The sequence below is a fragment of the Candidatus Enterovibrio escicola genome (assembly GCF_002464935.1).
In the GTDB taxonomy this organism is placed as follows: Bacteria; Pseudomonadota; Gammaproteobacteria; order Enterobacterales; family Vibrionaceae; genus Enterovibrio; species Enterovibrio escicola.
In genome coordinates, this window is sequence record NZ_NBYY01000024.1 from 1 (window position 1) to 19,766 (window position 19,766).

Annotated in this window: 8 protein-coding genes and 13 pseudogenes; 8 read left to right on the forward strand and 13 right to left on the reverse strand. The window is 39.2% G+C overall.

What is annotated here, in order from left to right; genetic code table 11:
* A pseudogene (locus tag BTN49_RS08265) lies at positions 1-471 on the forward strand (IS982 family transposase); the annotation flags it as partial.
* A 494-nt stretch (positions 472-965) separates the two neighbouring features.
* Here BTN49_RS08265 and rnt read toward each other — a convergent pair.
* The 7 genes and pseudogenes from rnt to BTN49_RS20990 all read right to left on the reverse strand — a co-directional run.
* Positions 966-1,634 (reverse strand): ribonuclease T, encoded by a 669-nt coding sequence (gene rnt / locus BTN49_RS08270; protein WP_097356791.1) that lies wholly within the window; start codon positions 1,632-1,634, stop codon positions 966-968.
* 61 nt (positions 1,635-1,695) lie between these two features.
* Complete coding sequence (locus tag BTN49_RS19270; protein WP_274538469.1) at positions 1,696-1,827, reverse strand: hypothetical protein; 132 nt, start codon at positions 1,825-1,827, stop codon at positions 1,696-1,698.
* A 406-nt stretch (positions 1,828-2,233) separates the two neighbouring features.
* Positions 2,234-2,842, reverse strand: a pseudogene (locus BTN49_RS22380) (IS982 family transposase); the annotation flags it as partial.
* A gap of 102 nt (positions 2,843-2,944) precedes the next feature.
* Entirely contained in the window at positions 2,945-5,662 is a 2,718-nt protein-coding gene (gene adhE, locus BTN49_RS08280) for a bifunctional acetaldehyde-CoA/alcohol dehydrogenase (protein WP_097356793.1), read from the reverse strand.
* Positions 5,663-5,886: 224 nt separating this feature from the next.
* Positions 5,887-6,280, reverse strand: a pseudogene (locus BTN49_RS22385) (transposase); the annotation flags it as partial.
* Between the two features lie 10 nt (positions 6,281-6,290).
* A pseudogene (locus BTN49_RS22390) lies at positions 6,291-6,383 on the reverse strand (IS982 family transposase); the annotation flags it as partial.
* Positions 6,384-6,386: 3 nt separating this feature from the next.
* A pseudogene (locus BTN49_RS20990) lies at positions 6,387-6,584 on the reverse strand (IS982 family transposase); the annotation flags it as partial.
* 531 nt (positions 6,585-7,115) lie between these two features.
* Between BTN49_RS20990 and lpxH the strand changes: the two are divergent.
* Positions 7,116-7,865 carry a UDP-2,3-diacylglucosamine diphosphatase gene (lpxH, locus tag BTN49_RS08290; protein ID WP_097356794.1) on the forward strand — a complete coding sequence of 250 codons (750 nt, stop codon included), beginning with the start codon at positions 7,116-7,118 and terminating at the stop codon, positions 7,863-7,865.
* Positions 7,866-8,053: 188 nt separating this feature from the next.
* Positions 8,054-8,344 (forward strand): annotated as a pseudogene (locus BTN49_RS08295) (transposase); the annotation flags it as partial.
* A 104-nt stretch (positions 8,345-8,448) separates the two neighbouring features.
* Here BTN49_RS08295 and BTN49_RS22395 read toward each other — a convergent pair.
* From BTN49_RS22395 to BTN49_RS08310, 3 genes and pseudogenes are all read right to left on the reverse strand, one after another.
* A pseudogene (locus BTN49_RS22395) lies at positions 8,449-9,329 on the reverse strand (IS982 family transposase).
* 653 nt (positions 9,330-9,982) lie between these two features.
* Entirely contained in the window at positions 9,983-10,621 is a 639-nt protein-coding gene (locus tag BTN49_RS08305) for a YchE family NAAT transporter (protein ID WP_097356796.1), read from the reverse strand.
* A gap of 433 nt (positions 10,622-11,054) precedes the next feature.
* Positions 11,055-12,317, reverse strand: a pseudogene (locus BTN49_RS08310) (IS256 family transposase).
* Positions 12,318-12,460: 143 nt separating this feature from the next.
* Between BTN49_RS08310 and BTN49_RS08315 the strand changes: the two are divergent.
* A pseudogene (locus BTN49_RS08315) lies at positions 12,461-12,646 on the forward strand (transposase); the annotation flags it as partial.
* A 90-nt stretch (positions 12,647-12,736) separates the two neighbouring features.
* A pseudogene (locus tag BTN49_RS08320) lies at positions 12,737-13,542 on the forward strand (IS982 family transposase).
* A gap of 121 nt (positions 13,543-13,663) precedes the next feature.
* Here the strand turns inward: BTN49_RS08320 and BTN49_RS08325 are convergent.
* Positions 13,664-14,530: a DUF2989 domain-containing protein gene (locus BTN49_RS08325; protein WP_097356798.1), complete on the reverse strand. Its 867-nt coding sequence runs from the start codon at positions 14,528-14,530 to the stop codon at positions 13,664-13,666.
* Between the two features lie 376 nt (positions 14,531-14,906).
* On the opposite strand from BTN49_RS08325, the pseudogene BTN49_RS18100 reads away from it, so the two are divergent.
* Positions 14,907-15,710: pseudogene (locus tag BTN49_RS18100) on the forward strand (IS5 family transposase); the annotation flags it as partial.
* A 5-nt stretch (positions 15,711-15,715) separates the two neighbouring features.
* Here BTN49_RS18100 and BTN49_RS22400 read toward each other — a convergent pair.
* Positions 15,716-16,604, reverse strand: a pseudogene (locus BTN49_RS22400) (IS982 family transposase).
* Between the two features lie 1,086 nt (positions 16,605-17,690).
* Between BTN49_RS22400 and BTN49_RS08345 the strand changes: the two are divergent.
* The gene (locus tag BTN49_RS08345; protein WP_097356803.1) at positions 17,691-18,290 is read left to right on the forward strand and encodes a GTP cyclohydrolase II; all 600 of its coding nucleotides are present in this window, start codon (positions 17,691-17,693) and stop codon (positions 18,288-18,290) included.
* Between the two features lie 409 nt (positions 18,291-18,699).
* Here the strand turns inward: BTN49_RS08345 and BTN49_RS08350 are convergent, their stop codons facing one another.
* A complete protein-coding gene (locus tag BTN49_RS08350; protein WP_158523710.1) occupies positions 18,700-18,876 on the reverse strand; it encodes a hypothetical protein in 177 nt (58 codons plus the stop codon).
* A gap of 119 nt (positions 18,877-18,995) precedes the next feature.
* Between BTN49_RS08350 and BTN49_RS18110 the strand changes: the two are divergent.
* Positions 18,996-19,766: pseudogene (locus BTN49_RS18110) on the forward strand (IS5 family transposase); the annotation flags it as partial.

Here is a 19,766-nt window from a genome sequence, read left to right on the forward strand (position 1 = left end):
TACAGGTTTGTCACAACCTACGCATTCTCAGACATCAGGTTTTTAAAGGTACCGCAAAGCGAGGAAAAGGAACGATGGGGTGGTTCTACGGTTTCAAATTACACTTTATTATCAATGACCAAGGTGGCATTATCTCAGTTAAAGTGACGACGGTTAACGTGGCTGATAAAAATCCTTTATCGGGGCTGATGAGCCTTGGTGGTGTTTATACGGAGATAAAGGTTATATCTCTGATTCATTGGAGCGGGAAGTTTCAGATAATGGGTGACACTGATAATTGGTGTGAAAAAGAATATGAAATCAAAGGTGATGAAACTTTAGAACCGCTTAATGCTCCGGAAACGATTTATTATCGAAACCATTTTGGATCAACTAAAAAACATATCCCAAATAGAGCATTCTCGGCACCGTAATTGTATCAGCTTTATGGATAACTTGCTGTCGAGGCTCATCGCCTATTCATTTCAATAAAAGAAGCCGAGTATGAATATGACTCGGCTTGATAAGCAAGCGTTTATGCAGAGCTGAGGTTAAAATAACTTGAAGATGTTCTATTTTAGAAGTCATCAATGCATTCAGTTCGAGGTAAGTCCTCATAGGAACAATCTGCCTATTTCATGGGGATTTAATGACGAAATAAGCGCACTGATTCCCTTCAGTAGGGAAAGTTTGATAACGATATACTCGGTCTTATCCCTTTTGATAAAACTCACTACACCTACAAAGGGATGCCTTGACCATGACATTAGTAAAGCTCGCTGAAACCTGTATCTCCAAGTTGATTAAATGTAGTATCATGTAAATCGGTACTGATCTCGCCATATATAATGAATTCTTTTAAACTGGATTAACCGTCCTTCCTCGGAAGTCTCCTCGAATTAACATGTTAGAGAGTACTCTAAAGCAGTAAAAAAGTTAAAATCATATCGAACCTTGCCCGTGTATTTTGGATGATTTTGAGGCTACTAGGTAAAAGTACGTACGGATTCCCCTTCTAGGGGAAGGGTCGGCCACCCTCCCATCTTTTTCCATCTGTTTACAATTTCACAAAATAGCTCTGCTGTACGTTTAGTATCGTAAAGTGCAGAGTGTGCCTCGTTATTATCAAATACTATACCAGCGGTTTTACACGCTTTAGCAAGAACGGTTTGACCAAGTGCTAATCCACTAAGTGCCGCAGTATCAAAGGTTACAAAAGGGTGAAATGGATTGCGTTTCAATTGACTACGTTCAGTGGCAGCCATTACAAAACTGTGATCAAAATTGGCATTGTGTGCCACCATAATCGAACGTTGACAACCTTGTGCTCTTTGTTCCTTACGGATGAGTTTAAATATCTCTTTTAGTGCATATTTTTCTTCAACAGCCCCTCGCAGTAAACTGAATGGTTCACAGATACCATTAAATTCTAATGCTGCTTTTTCAAGATTAGCGCCCTCAAACGGGGCAACGTGGAAATGCAAAGTTTTGTCTGACAATAGCCAACCTTCTTCATCCATTTTCAAAGTAACTGCACAAATTTCCAGCAAAGCGTCAGTTTTAGCATTAAAGCCCGCAGTCTCAACATCAATAACAACAGGAAAGTATCCACGAAATCGTGATTTTAGGATGTTCAGGGTGGTTTCTTGATTCATGTCAACAGTAATAAGTACAAATCATTCTAGTATTATGGCAGAAGTACTACGGATTCTAAAGTTATATACCTGTAATCATTGAAGATGTTTTATTTTCAATAGTATTAGGGTCAAGCCATGCACTCTCAAGGTGAGTTTGACCAAGAGACAAAAAACACCATAAACCCCGCATGATACAACGAGGGATGAGCAAGGCAATAACTGTATAAAAGCAGTGCTGCTTCCATCAAGAAGTTAGAGTACTACGATGATTTCTCAAACAATGCGAATCCATAAAATAACCGTTCTTCAACACATTAAAGATTATGAACAGTCTGAGAAACTAAAGCCCGAAAATGGGGATTAAAACAGTCACCTTTCAACCACCGAAGCCATGACGATCATCAAGACATTCTTGATTAAATCAGGCCTATAATACACTGATCCCAATCTCTCTTACAGTTATAATTTGTCTGCTAACGAATAGGCATACCGAGTATGATAACTTTATTCATCGCTTTCTCATTTGCCAGCGCTTCACCAACTTGTGCATTTAATTAACCTCAGATCTGCATAAACGCTTTCTTATCAGGCCGAGTCATCTTCATACTCAGCTTCTTTTATTGAAATGAATAGGCGATGAGCCCCGACAGCAAGTTATCCATAAAGCTGATATAATTACGGTGCCGAGAATGCTCTATTTGGGACATGTTTTTTAGTTGATCCGAAACGGTTTCGATAATAAATCGTTTCCGGAGCATTAAGCGGTTCTAAAGTTTCATCACCTTTGATTTCATGTTTTTTTACACACCAATTATCAGTGTCACCCATTATCTGAAACTTCCCGCTCCAATGAATCAGAGATATAACCTTTATCTCCGTATAAACACCCCCAAAGCTCATCAGCCCCGATAAAGGATTTCTATCAGCCACGTTAACCGTCGTCACTTTGACTGAGATAATGCCACCTTGGTCATTGATAATAAAGTGTAATTTGAAACCGTAGAACCACCCCATCGTTCCTTTTCCTCGCTTCTCCGTACCTTTGAAAACCTGATGTCTGAGAATGCGTAGGTTGTGACAAACCTGTAGCTTAGACGAATCAACGAAAGCAATCCCTGACGGTGAGTGAGGGAAGAGCAAAGCAGAACCAGAGCACCTTGCATGAGCTTCAGCATTTGCGTGTAGTTAACTAATTCAGGAAATTCGTGGGTGAAGTAGCGACAAATTTCCAGAATTAACCTCAGATCTGCATAAGCAAACACTTATGCAGATCTGAGGTTAAATAAGCTACCGACAATAAAAGAGCCAGCATTTAGCTGGTTTTTTCTTCATGACTCAGTTAGTTGTTTATATTTTAACTGTTTTTTTACTTTAGCTTCAGGCTTTATTGCTTCTTGGTCTGCTTTCTTTTTTATTACAGTCGTACCTTCGAAGGTAGTTCCTTCAACAAATGCAGTACCGTAGTAAGAAGCTAGTAGAACTTCTTTTAGCTCAGTGATAAGTGGATAACGTGGATTTGCACCCGTACATTGATCATCGAAGGCTTCTACTGATAAAACATCAACTTTAGCTATGAAATCAGCTTCAGGAATACGTGCCTCTTGAATAGATAATGGGATATCTAGTTCCACTTTCAGTTCTTCCAACCACGTTAATAGACGCTCAATCTTTTGAGCAGTATGATCCCCAGCTTGAGATAAATCCAAGTGGTCAGCAACTTCTGCATAACGACGACGTGCTTGTGGACGGTCATATTGAGAGAATGCCGTTTGCTTCGTTGGGTTATCGTTCGCGTTATAACGAACCACATTTGAAATAAGCAGTGCGTTCGCCAAACCGTGTGGTAGATGGAATTCAGCACCAATTTTGTGCGCCATTGAATGGCATACACCAAGGAACGCGTTCGCAAATGCAATGCCAGCAATAGTTGCCGCATTATGTACTTTCTCACGAGCGATTGGATCGTTAACACCATTCGCATAGCTCGATGGAAGGTATTCTTTCAACATCTTTAGTGCTTGTAGTGCCTGGCCGTCTGAATATTCGTTAGCCAGAACAGAAACATAAGCTTCCAGTGCGTGCGTTATAGCGTCATAGCCACCAAATGCGGTTAATGACTTAGGCATGTTCATGACTAAGTTAGCATCCACAATTGCCATATGTGGCGTCAGTTCGTAGTCAGCAAGTGGATATTTAGTACCAGTTTTGTCATCTGTAACAACAGCAAACGGAGTAACTTCTGAACCGGTACCTGAAGTGGTTGTGATACATACCAATTCAGCTTTTTTTCCCATTCTTGGGAACTTATAGATACGTTTCCGAATATCCATAAATCGCATCGCCAGTTCTTCAAAATGTGTTTCTGGGTGCTCGTACATTACCCACATAATTTTTGCTGCATCCATTGGTGAACCACCACCCAACGCAATGATAACATCAGGTTGAAAATTCTGCATCGCCATAGCACCTTTTTCGACAATAGATAATGTTGGATCCGCTTCCACTTCAAAGAATGTCTGAACTTCCATACCTAATTCTTTCAGCAACACAACGATTTCATCAGAATAACCGTTATTAAACAAGAAATGGTCAGTCACTATCATTGCGCGTTTCTTACCTTTCAAATCTCCCAAAGCAATTTGTAGGCTACCTCTACGAAAATAAATAGATTTAGGTAATTTGTGCCACAACATGTTTTCAGCCCGCTTCGCAACAGTCTTTTTGTTTATAAGGTGCTTAGGACCAACATTTTCAGAAATTGAGTTACCACCCCAAGAACCACAACCCAAGGTCAGTGACGGTACTACATTAAAGTTGTACAGGTCGCCTATACCGCCGTGAGTGGTTGGGATATTTATAAGAATACGGGCAGTTTTCAGTTTGTCACCAAAGTAACGGATGCGGCATTCGTTTATGTCTTGATTGGTGTATAAACCAGATGTGTGGCCAATACCACCAATTTCAACCATGGTGACTGCTTGGGCAACTGCATCTTCAAAATCGTCTGCACGGAATAAACCTAGCGTTGGAGACAGTTTTTCATACGCAAATTCGTCGTCAAAAGACACTTTTCCTAAACCTTCACCAATCAAAACTTTTGTGTCCGCAGAAACAGTAACACCCGCCATTTCAGCAATCTTAACTGCAGATTGACCAACAATTTGTACATTTAATACACCATCAATCAAAAGCACTTTACGAACTTCCACAGCTTCTTCTTTACTTAGCACATAACCTTTGTGAGAAGCAAAACGCGCTTTTACTTCTTCATAAACAGAATCAACAACGATCGCTGCTTGCTCAGAAGCACACACAACTCCATTGTCAAACGTTTTGGACATAAGTATAGAAGCAACAGCACGTTTGATATCAGCAGTTTCGTCAATAACTATTGGGACATTACCTGCGCCTACACCGATTGCGGGTTTACCACAAGAGTATGCTGCTCTCACCATGCTTGGACCACCAGTAGCAAGGATTAGGTTGATGTCTTCATGTTTCATCAGTAGGTTAGATAACTCTACAGAAGGATTATCGATCCAACCAATGATGTCTTCTGGTGCGCCAGCTGCAACAGCGGCGTCTAGAACCACTTTAGCGGCAGTATTCGTTGAGTTTTTTGCACGTGGGTGTGCCGAGAAGATGATACCGTTACGGGTCTTTAATGAGATAAGAGATTTAAAAATAGCTGTTGAGGTTGGGTTAGTTGTTGGAATGATACCGAAAATGATACCGATAGGTTCAGCAATAACAAACGTACCGAATTCTTTGTTTTCTTCCAAAATTCCGCAGGTCCTTTCGTCTTTGTATTTATTGTAGATAAATTCAGAAGCGAAGTGGTTTTTAATTACCTTGTCTTCGACAATACCCATACCAGATTCTTCAACAGCTTGTTGAGCTAGAGGGATACGAGCATTGTTAGCAGCCAGAGATGCAGCACGGAAAATTCTATCTACTTTCTCTTGAGAGAAAATAGAAAATGCTTTCTGTGCTTTCTTAACACGCCCAACCATTGCGTTGAGTTCGGCTACGTTAGTTACAGGCATAATTGTCTCCTACATACCTAAAGTTTTAAAAATTAACTAGTAACTACATGCCGACTCATCAAATATTTTTATAGATTTTGGCGTGTATTTAGTAAATAACTTCCAGAATCGATTATAGATTTTCGTAAACTTAGAGAATTGATCAGGATCATGTGTAGTAAATTTTAATAAATATTTCCTCTTATCTACTACTTTACGGATACGGACAAAAGTACTAATTAACCTCAGATTTGCATAAGCGCTTGCTTATCAAACCTAGTCATCTTGATGCTCGGCTTCTTTAGTTAAAATGAATAAGTGATAAGCCTGCCAGCAAGTTGACCATAAAGTTAATACAACTACGGTGCCGAGAATGCTCGATTTGGGATATGTTTTTTAGTTGGTTAAAACGGTTTCAATAATAAATCGTTTCCAAAGTATCAGGCAGTTCCAAAGTTTCATTATTTTGGGTTTCATATTTTTTATACCCGTTATCAGTGTCACTCTCTTGTCTGCAAGTTTTCTCTCCAATAGACCAGAAATATAACCTTTATCTCCGTATAAACACCCACAAAGCTCGTCAATTATTTCCGATACAGGCTTTTTATCATCCACGTTAGCCATCGTCACTTTGACTGAGAAAAACCTAATGTCTAAGAATGCGTAGGTTATGACAAACCTGTAGTTTAGACAAATTAACAAAGGCAATCCCTGTCGGCCTTTCCTGACGATGAGTGAGGTAGCGACAAACAAAGTGGATGTAATAAATCTTGAAGTCTCGATATCCAGATTGATGGAAAGCTATCACTATCATCATCACTTCACTAACTGAGAGGCTAGAAAGCTTGTTTCTTTGTTTGATACCGAAAGAAATGAGATATTTTTCCCATGCAGGAAGGAAAGTCTGGCAGAACTCAACGAAAACGGCGTCTAAGGTATTCATGCCTAAGTCTTTGTTCAGTTAATAGTTTATTTTAAACTATCAGATCACGACTTGGCCATTTAGTTCATTTTTACGTACAGCTCAGGTTAATTATTACGTGTGATATCTGATCAAGACTCCAATCGTTTGGAATAACAGATGAACGAAATCTCTATTGATCTATTGGTATATTGTATTTATTTACTTGCTTGGATGTGATTATTTGTCAATAGGTCTTGAGCAATTTTCTAGCAATAAACACTATTTTTATACTTCTTCAACTTCTGATCAACTGAGAAATGATGGCACTTGATTGTCTTTGTGATCTCGGAGATTGAGATTTCCCGTGCCAGAATGGCTGAAATTTGGTATATACTTCCCTTTGTTACCTACTGATAATTCATGGTAGTATGCTTGTTTCTTTAGCGCGAAAAGCTTACTACGTTCGGCAATTGTCATCCTCGTTTACATTAAAAAATAAGTGTTGTAGTTATTATCTAGGTTCTAGTATAATTTAGGGTTTTTTGTACATTCATAGAGCGTTTTCCCAGTATGACCGTGCTTTTTATTTCAGATCTTCATCTCCGCCCAAATCACCCAGAAATCACCGCATGTTTTTACCATTTTCTACGAAAAGAAGCCACAAAATCAACAGCGCTATATGTTTTGGGGGATTTGTTCGAAGTTTGGATTGGTGATGATGATGATGAACCCCTTCATAATGAGGTAGCTGCTGCATTTAATACATTAAAGGATGAAGGTGTACCTGTGTACTTCATTCATGGTAATCGCGATCTTATGCTAGGTAAACGATTTGCAAAAGCATCTGGAATGACACTATTGCCTGAGGTTAAGATCATCGATCTGTTTGGTCAACCAACGCTCATTATGCACGGTGACACCTTATGTGTGCAAGACGTAGGCTATCAGCGTTACAGAAAGAAAGTGCACAATCGGTTTCTCCAGTATATTTTCTTATCATTACCCTTATTTCTTCGTAAAAAAATTGGTAGAAAAATACGTAGAGAGAGCATGCAAGTTAATACACATAAATCAGGTAATATCATGGATGTTGATCTGAAAGAAGTCGTTAGAATGATGAAAGCCAATAAGGTAACACAATTGATCCATGGTCATACGCACCGCCCCAATATCCATACTTTTACGGTTGGTACTAAAGTCGCACAACGGATCGTATTGGGGGATTGGTATACACAAGGCTCTATACTTTCTTGTACTAAGGATGGCTGTTCGTTAGAAGTACGTACGTTTTCGCCCACTCAATCTCTTCAATCCCCCTAGGATTATACCAAAATAACTTGACGATAAGGAATTTAAATGTAATTACTCGTAGTATTGATACTATGATCGTCGGTTATTCTACTATAATCATCTCTTTTTAACCGTTGGTTATACCGTTGTTTCCCAAATATCTGAACTAATCGCAATTTCTACGATCAGATCATCATAGAGTTAAGTGAGAGATGATGATGGGAAAGGCCAAGCTCAAGATTAACAACTGGAAGGAATATAATCAAGCATTGGTAAACCGTGGCTCAGTGATTTTTTGGATAGACGTCGCTGCTATTAAGGTATGGTGTTGTCTAAAGCATCACGGGCATCGTGGCCATGGGTTTATATTTTTGGAGACTACGATTGAAATGGCACCGATGGTGAAAGGTATTTTTAATCTTCCACTTCGTGGATTAGAAGGCTTTCTCAATTCGATTTTTACGTTGATAGATATCCCGCTGAAATCCCCTACATACACCTGCATTAGTAATGCCTTCGAAGACTGTAAAAGTTAAGTAGCGTTTGCCTAGTCGAGAAACTGTCTCCCACTGAGTTATTTATACCATAGGGGGTGTTGTTGATTAAATTAACCTCAGATCTGCATAAGCGCTTGCTTATTAAACCGAGTTATCTTGATACTCGGCTCCTTTGGTTCAAATAAATATACAATAAACCCCACCAGAAAGTTGACCATAAAGCTGATACAATTACGGTGCCGAGAATACTCGATTTAGGATATGTTTTTAGTTGGTTAAAAACGGGCTCAATAATAAATCTTTTCCGGAGCATCAGGCGGTCACAAAGTTCCATCACTTTGGGTTGCATATTCTTTTTCATACCAGTTATTAGTGTCACTCCCTTGTCTGCAAGTTCCCGCTCCAATGGATTGGAGATATAACCCTTATCTCCGTATAAACACCACAAAATTCATCAACCATTTCCGATACAGGATTTCTATCATCCACGTTAGCCGTTGTCACTTTTACCTAGATAATACCACTTTAATCATTGATTATAAGGTATAATTTGAAGCCGTAGAACCACGCCATTGTTACTTTTCATCGCTTTGCGGTACCTTTAAAAACCTGATGTCTGAGAATGCGTAGGTTGTGACAAACCTGTAGCTTGGAGGAATCAACGAAGGCAATCCCTATCGGCTTTGCCTCCCAGTGAGTAAGGTCAGAGTAAAGTGGAACCAAAGCTCCTTGCATGAGCTTGAGCATTTGCGTGTAGTTGATTAATTTAGGAAATTTGTTGGTGAGGTAGAGGAAAATAAAGTTGATATGATAGGTTTTGAAGTCTCGATACCAGATTAATAGAAAGTTATCATTATTGTTATCACTTCGCTAATTGAGAGGCGAAAAGGCTTGTTTCTTTGTTTGATACCGGAAAAATGAGGTGTTTTTTCCATGCAGGGAGGAAAGTTTGGAAGAAATCGTCAATATCGACGAAAATAGCGTCTAAGTTATTCATGTTCAAGTTCTTATGAGGTCCATAGTTTTTTTCAAACGATCAGATCTAAACTTTGGCATTTAATTCATTTCTTATGCGCAGCTCAGGTTAACTAATTGCGGGTGAAGGGATGAGACCGAGGCTTACAATGAAAAAGTGCGTAGCGGTCTGTAAGTTGCCGCCGTAGGTAGCCTCTGTTCATATTCTCGATTTCAAAGGTCATGAGTACCTTAAAGTCGAGGCAAATACACATGGGAATAATCAGTCTATTTCACGAGGAATTAACGCCTAATTTTGCGCGCCTATGCCCTCCCGTTAATGAGCGTTTACTAACGCCTTGCTGAGCATTCTCCCTTTATGATAGGGTTCCTATCCTTATAAAGGAATGCCTTGACCATTAAAACAGTAAAGCTCGCTGAAACATGCATCTTCAAGTTATTTTGGTATATATGCTCTAATCGAACTGCCTAGTATTAAACTTCTTAGGATCTCGAAATATAGACTTACACCAATTAGAAGTAACTCCTGATTTCAGATAATAGCATCAGTGTTCATCGTCAGGGGTTTAATAGGTTGGTATCCTTGCAGCGCGCGTCTTTAATTCATAGTGATAATTTATTGAATAGATAATAGTTTGAAGGCAATAAACGAGTTTTTTATCCTATTTCTAGATCTTAACTTAATCCAGGAAATAAGGTTCGTAGTCCATTGGCGATAAATTCTATACCCAGCGCACCTAATATTAGACCCATTATCCGAGTAATCACGTTTATACCTGTTTGTCCTAAATATTTAACAATGGAAGGTCCAAGACGAAATAGCAGCCAAATTCCTGCAGAAAAAAAACAAATAGTCACAATTAAACCTATCGTGTCAATCGAACTTGGATAACGAGCTGAATACACAATAGTAGAACTGATCGCACCTGGGCCTGCCAGTAACGGCATCGCAAGAGGTACGACACCAACTTGCTCTCGGCTGATAGATTCAGATTGTTCTTGCTTATTTTGTTGAACTTCCCCGAGCTTACCGCTCATCATCGTGAACGCAATGCTTACTAATAGCATGCCGCCAGCGACGCGGAATGAATCTAGTGAAATACTGAAAACATCTAGCAATAATTGCCCAGCTAAAAGGAAAATAACCAAAATGGCAGCGACAGCAATACTCGCAGTATATGCTGTCTTGTTGCGTTCTGGGAGATCTTGGTGGGCGGTTAATGACACAAAAATTGGCATAATCCCCAGTGGGTTTACGGCGGCAAACAAACCAATAAAAAATTGGAAGAATATTACAAGCTCTATGTTACTCATTCCTAATAACTCTGTGGATAACAACTATATAGTCTTATGTAGATCGCAAACGGCGATATTATCGACACTAGTATACCGTTAACACGGAAAATTCCAATGGAAAGGTAGATATCATTCTCTATATATCAGGGTGATAAGTATCAAGTACTAAAATAAATAAATCTTCTAAATTAGTGAATAATGATGTCGTTAGTAACAATCTCAAATAAATAGATAAATTAAGATGTTTCCGTATTACATGTTTATATAGGCATTGTTCTCCAAATAGCTGAACTAATCGCAATTCCTACGATCAGACTCATCATTGAGATAAGAGGGAGGTATTGATGGGAAAGACTAAATAAAAGATCAGCAACTGAAAACAATAGAATCAAACATTAGTAAACCGTGACTCAATCACTTTTTAGATAGACGACGGTGCCATGAGATATGGTCAAATCTGGTGTATAGCTTTCAGAGTAGTATCCTGATAATTAGCGTTTGTCTCACTAATGCCATTTCTGAATTTCACACCTTTAATGATATCCGTGAGTAAATTAAAGCCTCGCAGGCTACGACAGTTAACCTCATCGGTTTGCATCAGTTTGCAGGCCATTGCCAGTGTCGTTTTTAGGTTTCCACAATTCTTAGTTTTGTTCGTTCTTAACTTCACCGTTGCAAACATTGATTCAATGGGGTTTGTCCTTCGAATATGTGCCAAGTTCTCGGCAGAAAATTGTAAAATGCCAACATTTCTACTTTGTCTTTGGTCAGGTACTCCGTTGATTTGGGATATTTAGCACCATATCGTATTTCGAACTGTCCAAAGGCTTTATATACCTCTTGTCGTATCTTCGTCATCCAGATATCCTGAAGCCTTTTTTTATTCTTCGTTGAACAGATTGTGGAACTTTATTTAATACATTGGCTGTTTTGTGTACCCAGTAGCGCTGATGACCCGTCGTTGGTCAATGCTTTGTCACTGCATTCCAAAAACCGAGAGCGCCATAACCAATGGTGAGTTCAGGAGAGATACTGATACCTTGGTACGTTAGCTGTGACAGAACTTCAAACCAACTGACCTTTAACTCCATGTACCCATCGACAACGGCTAACACTTCCTTGTGGCCGATATCATCAACACCGACGACAACAAGCAGGCAAAGCTTGTCATCCATCCTAACTTTGCAATTAACACCATCGTCCCAAATATGTAGACATACCGCCGTTTACTTAAGTCGAGCTTACGCCACGGGTCGTATTCTGATTCCCACGGCTACTTGAGTCGAGAAACACTATTTGCTGACAACCCTTTGTCTTGCTTACTTAAAAGGTGTTCCAAGGCTCGCTGTATATCACCCGTGAAGATTCCCCGCAGATAGAGCCAATGGATCAGCTCTTTTATGTTTGTGGTTCGCTTGAGACAGAGCAGAACCAGTGTGCTGTTGAACTTGATCTCGCTCCCTGTTATATCTTGAACATTTGGGACTTTGAAGGTAATGTCACCGAACCAAGTTTGTAGGTGCCGCTCAAGTAAATGGCCATTGCGAACCACTCCCTGCTTTTCATTAACTTGGAGTTATGTGAAATTATATAGCAAGGATTGAACCTCGACGTCTATAGCTTGAGCCAACAACTGCGGTGCGTTTTATTTCAGCAGCTCATTAAGCGGGTTTTCTAGTTTATGAAGCTCGGTAACGTTATGATTATTATCCATACGGTATACTCCTTGTTGGTTGTTGATCTGGTGAGATCAATCCACAGGTTACACCGCATTATTTCCTACCCATACACCATAAATCACTATATTTCATCCCCGCTACCATTAAGGGTTGACATTGTCTAAAGCATCACGGTCATCGCGGAGATGGGTTTATATTTTTGGATACCTCGATTGAAACGGTACTGATGGTACAAAGTATTTTCAAGCTCCCACTTCGTAGATTAAAAGGCTTTCTCAATACGGTTTTTACGTTGATGAGGGTCCCGCTGAAATCCCCTAGATACACTTACATTAGTAATGTGTTCGAAGAACGTAGAAGTTGATTAACCTGAGCTTCGCATAAGAAATGGACTAAATACCAAAGTCGTGATCTGATAGTTTAAAAAAACTATTGACTGCACAAGGACTTAGTTATGAATAACTCAGACACCGTTTTCATCGATGTCGACAACTTCTGCCAGACTTTCCTTCCTGCATGGGGAAAAATACCCAATTTCTTCCGGTATCAAACAAAGAAATAAGCTTTCTAGCCTCTCCGTTAGCGAAGTAATGACGATAATGATAGCTTTCCATCAATCGGGATATCGAGACTTCAAAACCTATTACATCCACTTTATTTGTCGCTAACCACTTCACCAACGAATTTCCTGAGTGAGTCAGCTACACGCGAATGCTCAAGCTCATGCAAGGTGCTCTCCGGCTTTGCTCTCACCTCACTCACCGTCAGGCAAGGTCGACGGGGATTGCCTTCGTTGATTCATCCAAGCTACAGGTTTGTCACAACCTACGTATTTTCATACATCAGGTTCTTAAAGGTACCGCGAAGCGAGGAAAAGGAATAATGGCGTGGTTCTACGGTTTCAAATTACACCTTAGGGTCAATGACCAAAGTGGCATTATCTCAGTCAAAGGGACAACGGCTAATGTGGATGATAGGAAGCCTGTGCCGGCAATGACTGACGAGCTTTGGGGGTGTTTATACGAAGATAAAGATTATATCTCCAATCCATTGGAACGGGAACTTTTCCAGAAAAGACTTATTATTGGAACCGTTTTTGACCAACTAAAAAACATATCACAAATCGAGCATTCGTTGCACCGTAGTTGTATCAGCTTTATGGTCAATTTGCTCGCGGGGTTCATCTCGTATTCATTTCAACTAAAGAAGCTGAATATCAAGATAACTCGGCTTGATAAGCAAGCGCTTATGCAGATCTGAGGTTAATCAATAGTCAAAAATCGAGGATTACAGGATAGCACATTGACAGTCACGACATCAATACTGTTAGAAAAAATATTCAAAGTCCTTCTTATGAACGCTTACATAATAGCATATTAAGCTAAGGAGGGTTCCTTATGGTGGAAAGTCGATTAAGTAAGCCGGGGTTGAAGTCACCATCTTCAATCAAGGCTGCAACATCATGGGCAACATCTGCGATGTGGTTGCGACGAATGTCATTCATAGGATAGAGCAACTTAAGTTGTGCTTCGTTGGTAATCGGTAGATTTAATTGACTGCCAACTAATGCCCAGAAATAGGCTTCGTCTAGCTTACCCAAGGAGTGATTACTAGTAGCAAGTGATTTTATCGCTTCAGGTACTGTTCTGTCCCGTGTATAACCTGCACGACCATTGTAAAACGCCAATGTCTTTAAAAGAAGATTAATCGTGTGGACTTTATCTTTGTCTATATAATACGTCGCCAGCCCTAATTGCATCTCTGGTGTGTTTAAGTATTCGGTTTCTTCCAATTTCAGGAATTGATCAAGTGCTTCTTTGTCGCCTTGTGTCCAACGATAATAAATAATTGCTGGTTGGTATGAATTTTTCAGTTCTTTCTCTAGACGGGCTATAGAGTCAAAGGAATGAAGCAAGGCTTCAGTACGCAGTGTTTTCTTTGATTGTAGTGTCGTACTCTCAATCTGAGCAGCTAAATCCATACACTTAGCATATTTCTTTGTCATCATTAGTTCATCAAACTTACCTAGGTCGGAAGATTTCTTTAAAACCTCGTAGCGCTGCCAGATCAAATCTGTACGTTCATAACGACATTGACCGTCTCTCAAATTAAGTCCCGTACAAAGCTGTAGATTATTATCACATAGTTGAGATGTACTGCGATTTTTCTCAAAACAACCGACGATCAGAAGTATTCCGAGCATTGCAGAAACAAGCTTGATAGAGGAGACAATTCGGTCTTTATTCATCACTTTTCATACTCTTTTCTATTCTATTTAATTAGCTACAATAAACTTATAACATAAACACTAAGGTCATGTATCCAATAGATTGATCGTTGTATAAAATGCCTATTTCTTTAAAGGTTCGCAATTCAGATAATCACTGCAACACCTATGGTCTAGCATAAAAGAGGACATCAACTACTGAGAGTGGTAAGTTCTTCTCTCGATTATGTATTCAATAAGTTGAATACTGCGTAAGTATGACTTGCAATCTAGTTGTCTCCTACTGCAGATATAATGTGTCGGCGTTATTTCCCAAATATCTGAACTAATCAGAATTTCTATGATTAGATCATCATGGAGTTAAGTAGGAGGTGATGATGGGAAAGGCAAACACAAGATCAGCAATTGAAAACAATTTAATCAAGCATTAGTAAACCGTGGCTCAGTGACTTTTTGGATAGACGTCACTGCTATTAAGGCATAGTATTGTTTAAAGCATCACTGTTATCGTGGTCATATATTTATATTTCCGGATACCCAGATTGAAATGGCACTGATGGTGAAAGGTATTTTTAAACTCCCACTTCGTGGATTAAAAGGCTTGCTCAATTCGGTTTTTATGTTGATTAATGTCCCGATGAAATCCCCTACATACACCTGCATTAGCAAGCGTTCGAAGAGCGTAAAAGTTAAGTACCGTTTGCCGAATCGAGGAGCTGTCACTCACTTCATTATTGATGCTACAGTCCTAAAAGTATACGATGACAGTGAATAGAAAAAGCTTAAACACGGTAAGGAGGAATGGTGTATCTAGCGCCAACTTTATCTTGCTATTTATGTGTCTACTCATGAGGTTATTGCTGCAGAAGTTAGCCTACGTTTCTGTAGATAACAATGAGATTCTACCTATATTGCTTAACCCATTACGACGAAAGATACAGCAAGTCAGTGCTGATGGAGCCTATGACACAAGAACAGGTCACCATGTACTGAATAACAAAGGAATCATTCCCAATATTCTACCTCGAAGCAACACGGAGTACTGGGAGGAAGGACATCCTATAAATGAAACTGTAAAGGCGTTAAAAGAGGACAAACTAGCGGAGTGGAAAAGGACAGGGATTATCACAAACGCTCATTAGCACAGACAGCAATCTTTCACTATAAACAATTGCTCAGCCCTAAACTCACTCTTCGTAATTAACCTCAGATCTGCATAAACGCTTGCTTATCAAACCTAATCATCTTGATATTCGGATTATTTGGTTGAAATGAATATTCGATAAGCCCCGCCAGCAAGTTGAGCATAAAGCTGACACAACTACGGTGCCAAGAATGCTTGATTTGGGATATGTTTTTTAGTTGGTTAAAAACGGTTTCAATAATAAATCGTTTCCGGAGAATCTCTCGGTTCTAGAGTTTCATTACGTTTGGTCTCATATTCTTTTTCACACCCGTTATCAGTGTCACTCCCTTGTCTGTAAGTTCCCGCTCCAATGGACCAGAGATATAACCTTTGTTTCCGTAGAAACACCTCAAAGCTCATCAGCTATTTCCGGCAGAGGCTTCCTATCATTCACGTTATCCGTCGTCACTTTGACTGAGATAATGCCACCTTTGTCATTGATAATGAGGTATGATTTGAGGCCGTATAACCACTTCATCGTTCCTTTTCCTCGCTACGCGGTACCTTTAAAAACCTGATGTCTGAGAATGCGTAGGTTATGACAAACCTGTAGCTTAGATGAATCAACAAAGGCAATCCCTGTCGGCCTTGCTTGACGGTCAGTGAGGTAAGAATAAAGCAGAACCAGAACATCTTGCATGAGCTTGCGCATCTTCGTGTAGCTGACTAATTTAGGAAATTCGTTGGTGAAGTTGCTAACGGCAAACAAAGTGAATGTAATAGGTTTTGAAGTCTTGATATCCCAGTTGATGGAAAGCTATCACTATTGTCATCACTTCGCTAATATAAGAGGCGAAAAGGCTTATTTCTTTGTTTGACACCGGAAGAAATTAGGTGTTTTTCCCATGCAGGGAGGAGAGTTTAGCAAAAGTCGTCGACATCGCCAAAAACAGCATCTAAGTTATTCATGTCCAAGTCCTTATGTAGTCTAATAGGTTATTTTAAACTGTCAGATCGCGACTTTGGCATTTAGTTCATTTCTTATGCGCAGATAAGGTTAATTAATGTTACCGCAGCGATAATTGATTACTGATGCACGACACGAAGCATGTCCGTACGATTACGTCAGATAATAGTCAAGAATTTGCTCATCATGAAAAGATAACAAAAGCTTTGGATGTTGAAATTAACTTTTCCAACCTTTACTCTTTCATGGAAACGAGGGACAAATAAACATACTAATGGGATTTCGAGACAATACCTAAAGAAAAAAACAAACTTCAAAATAGTCACGAATGAAGAGACTTCCTTCTCTCAAGCGAGGACTAACCATCAACCTAAGAAATGTTTAGGTTCTAAGCAACCTCTCGTTTTTTAAAGAAATGGCATCATCAGCTTAATTGGAAAGGGCTGCACTCCATACTTTTATTCATGGAAATTCATGGCAAAGGAGTAATGATTAAAGCTCCATTTACCCGTTCCTACAGCATGCATATACATCTTGTAAAGAATATTCCTTTTAAATTATGCTGAATTATTATTGACAGTAGTCACATGAAAATTGGGGACAATGTACTTATTAGATCTAGTGTTAGTATCTAAACTACAATTCCATGTCTATTACTTCTATATGTAAAAAAGGATGAAAATACAATTTCATTTCCTATAATCATTGGCCATAACGTTGTTATTGGTGGAAATAATATTATTAGAGCAGGTGTTTCCATTGGTAATGGGAAATTGTAGACGTAGGTACGGTGGTGGATGGCGATGTAACAGCTTTTCTGTGATCACTGAAAATCATGCTACTCCGGTAAGACTATTGCGTTAATGCATTATTGTTCTTAGAGTGCATTATATACCTAAGATAAATGTTTTTTGCTTACGCTAAAAATAGCCAATCTATCTGATAGATTGGCGGTAGAACTGGAATTCTGGTACGATTTTCCTCTACACCAAAATAAGTATTATAAAGCAATCATTTGTTGGTATGGTGATTGAGAGTGTAGCGCGATACACGTCGGTAAAAACTGCATGAATAGAGAATTACAATCAATGGCAAAAATAAGAGCAAGAGTTCCTTTTAAAGTAGGTGTAGGTAGTAAAATTCCGGCTGAAATTCTTTCGTTTGAAGGTCTGAACTCTAATAATGAACACGTCGCCATTATCTTCAAATGTGTCGATCTGAAACAAAAGACTCCTCTAGTTCGTATGCATTCAGAGTGCCTCACAGGTGATGTGTTTTATTCTTCTCGGTGTGATTGTGGAGAGCAACTGGAGGAAACAATCCAGAAAATGGGGGAGCAGGGCGGCATTCTCCTTTATCTTCGCCAAGAAGGTCGTGGTATAGGTTTATACAATAAACTGGATGCCTATAAACTACAAAGCAAAGGTATGGATACTTATCAAGCAAACAATCACCTTGGCTTCGCGGATGATCTACGTAGTTTTGAAGATGCGGCAGACATGTTAAAAGCACTTGGTGTTAAAAAAATCTGTCTGATTACCAATAATCCAAAGAAAATCAAAGAAATACAAGAATATGGAATTGAGCTTGAGGATGTAGTCGGGACAAAAGTTCACTTAAAAGACGGCAACAAAACGTACCTTAGAGCGAAAGTCTACCATGGTCAGCATAAACTAACTCTTGAATAAAATTCAATTTTTTCAAATAAAATCAGTTCTAAAAAACTGTCTTCGTTGTGACACACACAGTGTGTAAGTACCTTTTTATATCTCCCCTGCATTCAGGTTTAACGTCTGACCCTTTCCAATCAAGCTGATATATCAAATCAACATGGAGATGATTTTTAATAAAATGGAAATCAAAGTATGCATGATGAAAGTTACTTTAACCAAGAAACAAAAATAGAAACTCGACACTTAGCAGGATACAACGCATGAGGATCGCATAAAAGCGGTACTTCTTGCATCCGCAGATTGCAGCACTTCGATAATTGCTTAAGCTCTTATCATCCATGAAACAACCATCATCTTTCACTTCAAAGACTATGAACATACCGAGAAATTTCAGCTTAGAAATGGAGATCTAAACAGCCACCTTTCAACCACCACGACCATGGCGTTCATTGAACATCTCAGCGATTTCACTTATCATTATACCTTGCAAGGTGTGGTGTATATTGAACAACAATATGGCACAACAAATACAAGTGATGGCATGTAAAAATGGCTCCATCACAATGGTTTCAGTTAATAATATGCCTAAGGCTATCCCCAAAAAGTTGGTCATATATCCAATATGGCGTTGTTTCCCAAATATTTGAACTAATCGCAATTTCTACGATTAGATCATCATGGAGTTAAGTAGGAGGTGATGATGGGAAAGGCAAGCACAAGATCAGCAATTGAAAACAATTTAATCAAGCATTAGTAAACCGTGGCTCAGTGACTTTTTGGATAGACGTCACTGCTATTAAGGCATGGTATTGTTTAAAGCATCACTGTTATCGTGGCCCTATATTTATATTTCCGGATACCGAGATTGAAATGGCACTGATGGTGAACGGTATTTTTAAACTCCCACTTCGTGGATTAAAAATCTTACTCAATTTGGTTTTTATATTGATTAATATCCCGATTAAATCCCCTACATACACCTGCATTAGTAAGCGTTCGAAGAGCGTAAAAGTTAAGTACCGTTTGCCGAATCTAGGAGCTGTCACTCACTTCATTATTGATACCACAGTCCTAAAAGTATACGATGAAGGTGAATAGAAAAAGCTTAAACACGGTAAGGAGAAACAACGTATTTGGCGCAAACTTCATCTTGCCGTTAATTTGTCTACTCATGAGATTATTGCTGCAGAAGTTAGCCTAGTTTCTGTGGGTGATAATGAGATTCTACCTGTATTGCTTAACTCATTATGACGAAAGATACAGCAAGTCAGTGCTGATGGAGACTATGATATAAGAGCGTATCACCACGTACCGAAGAACAAAGGAATAACGCCCACTATTCCACCTTGAAGCAACGCGGGGTACTGGGAGGAAGGGCATCCTAGAAATAAAGCTGTAAAGGCTTTAAAAGAGGACAAACTGGCGGAGTGGAAAAAGGACAGGGGTTATTACAAACTCTCATTAACAGAGACAGCAATGTTTCGCTATAAA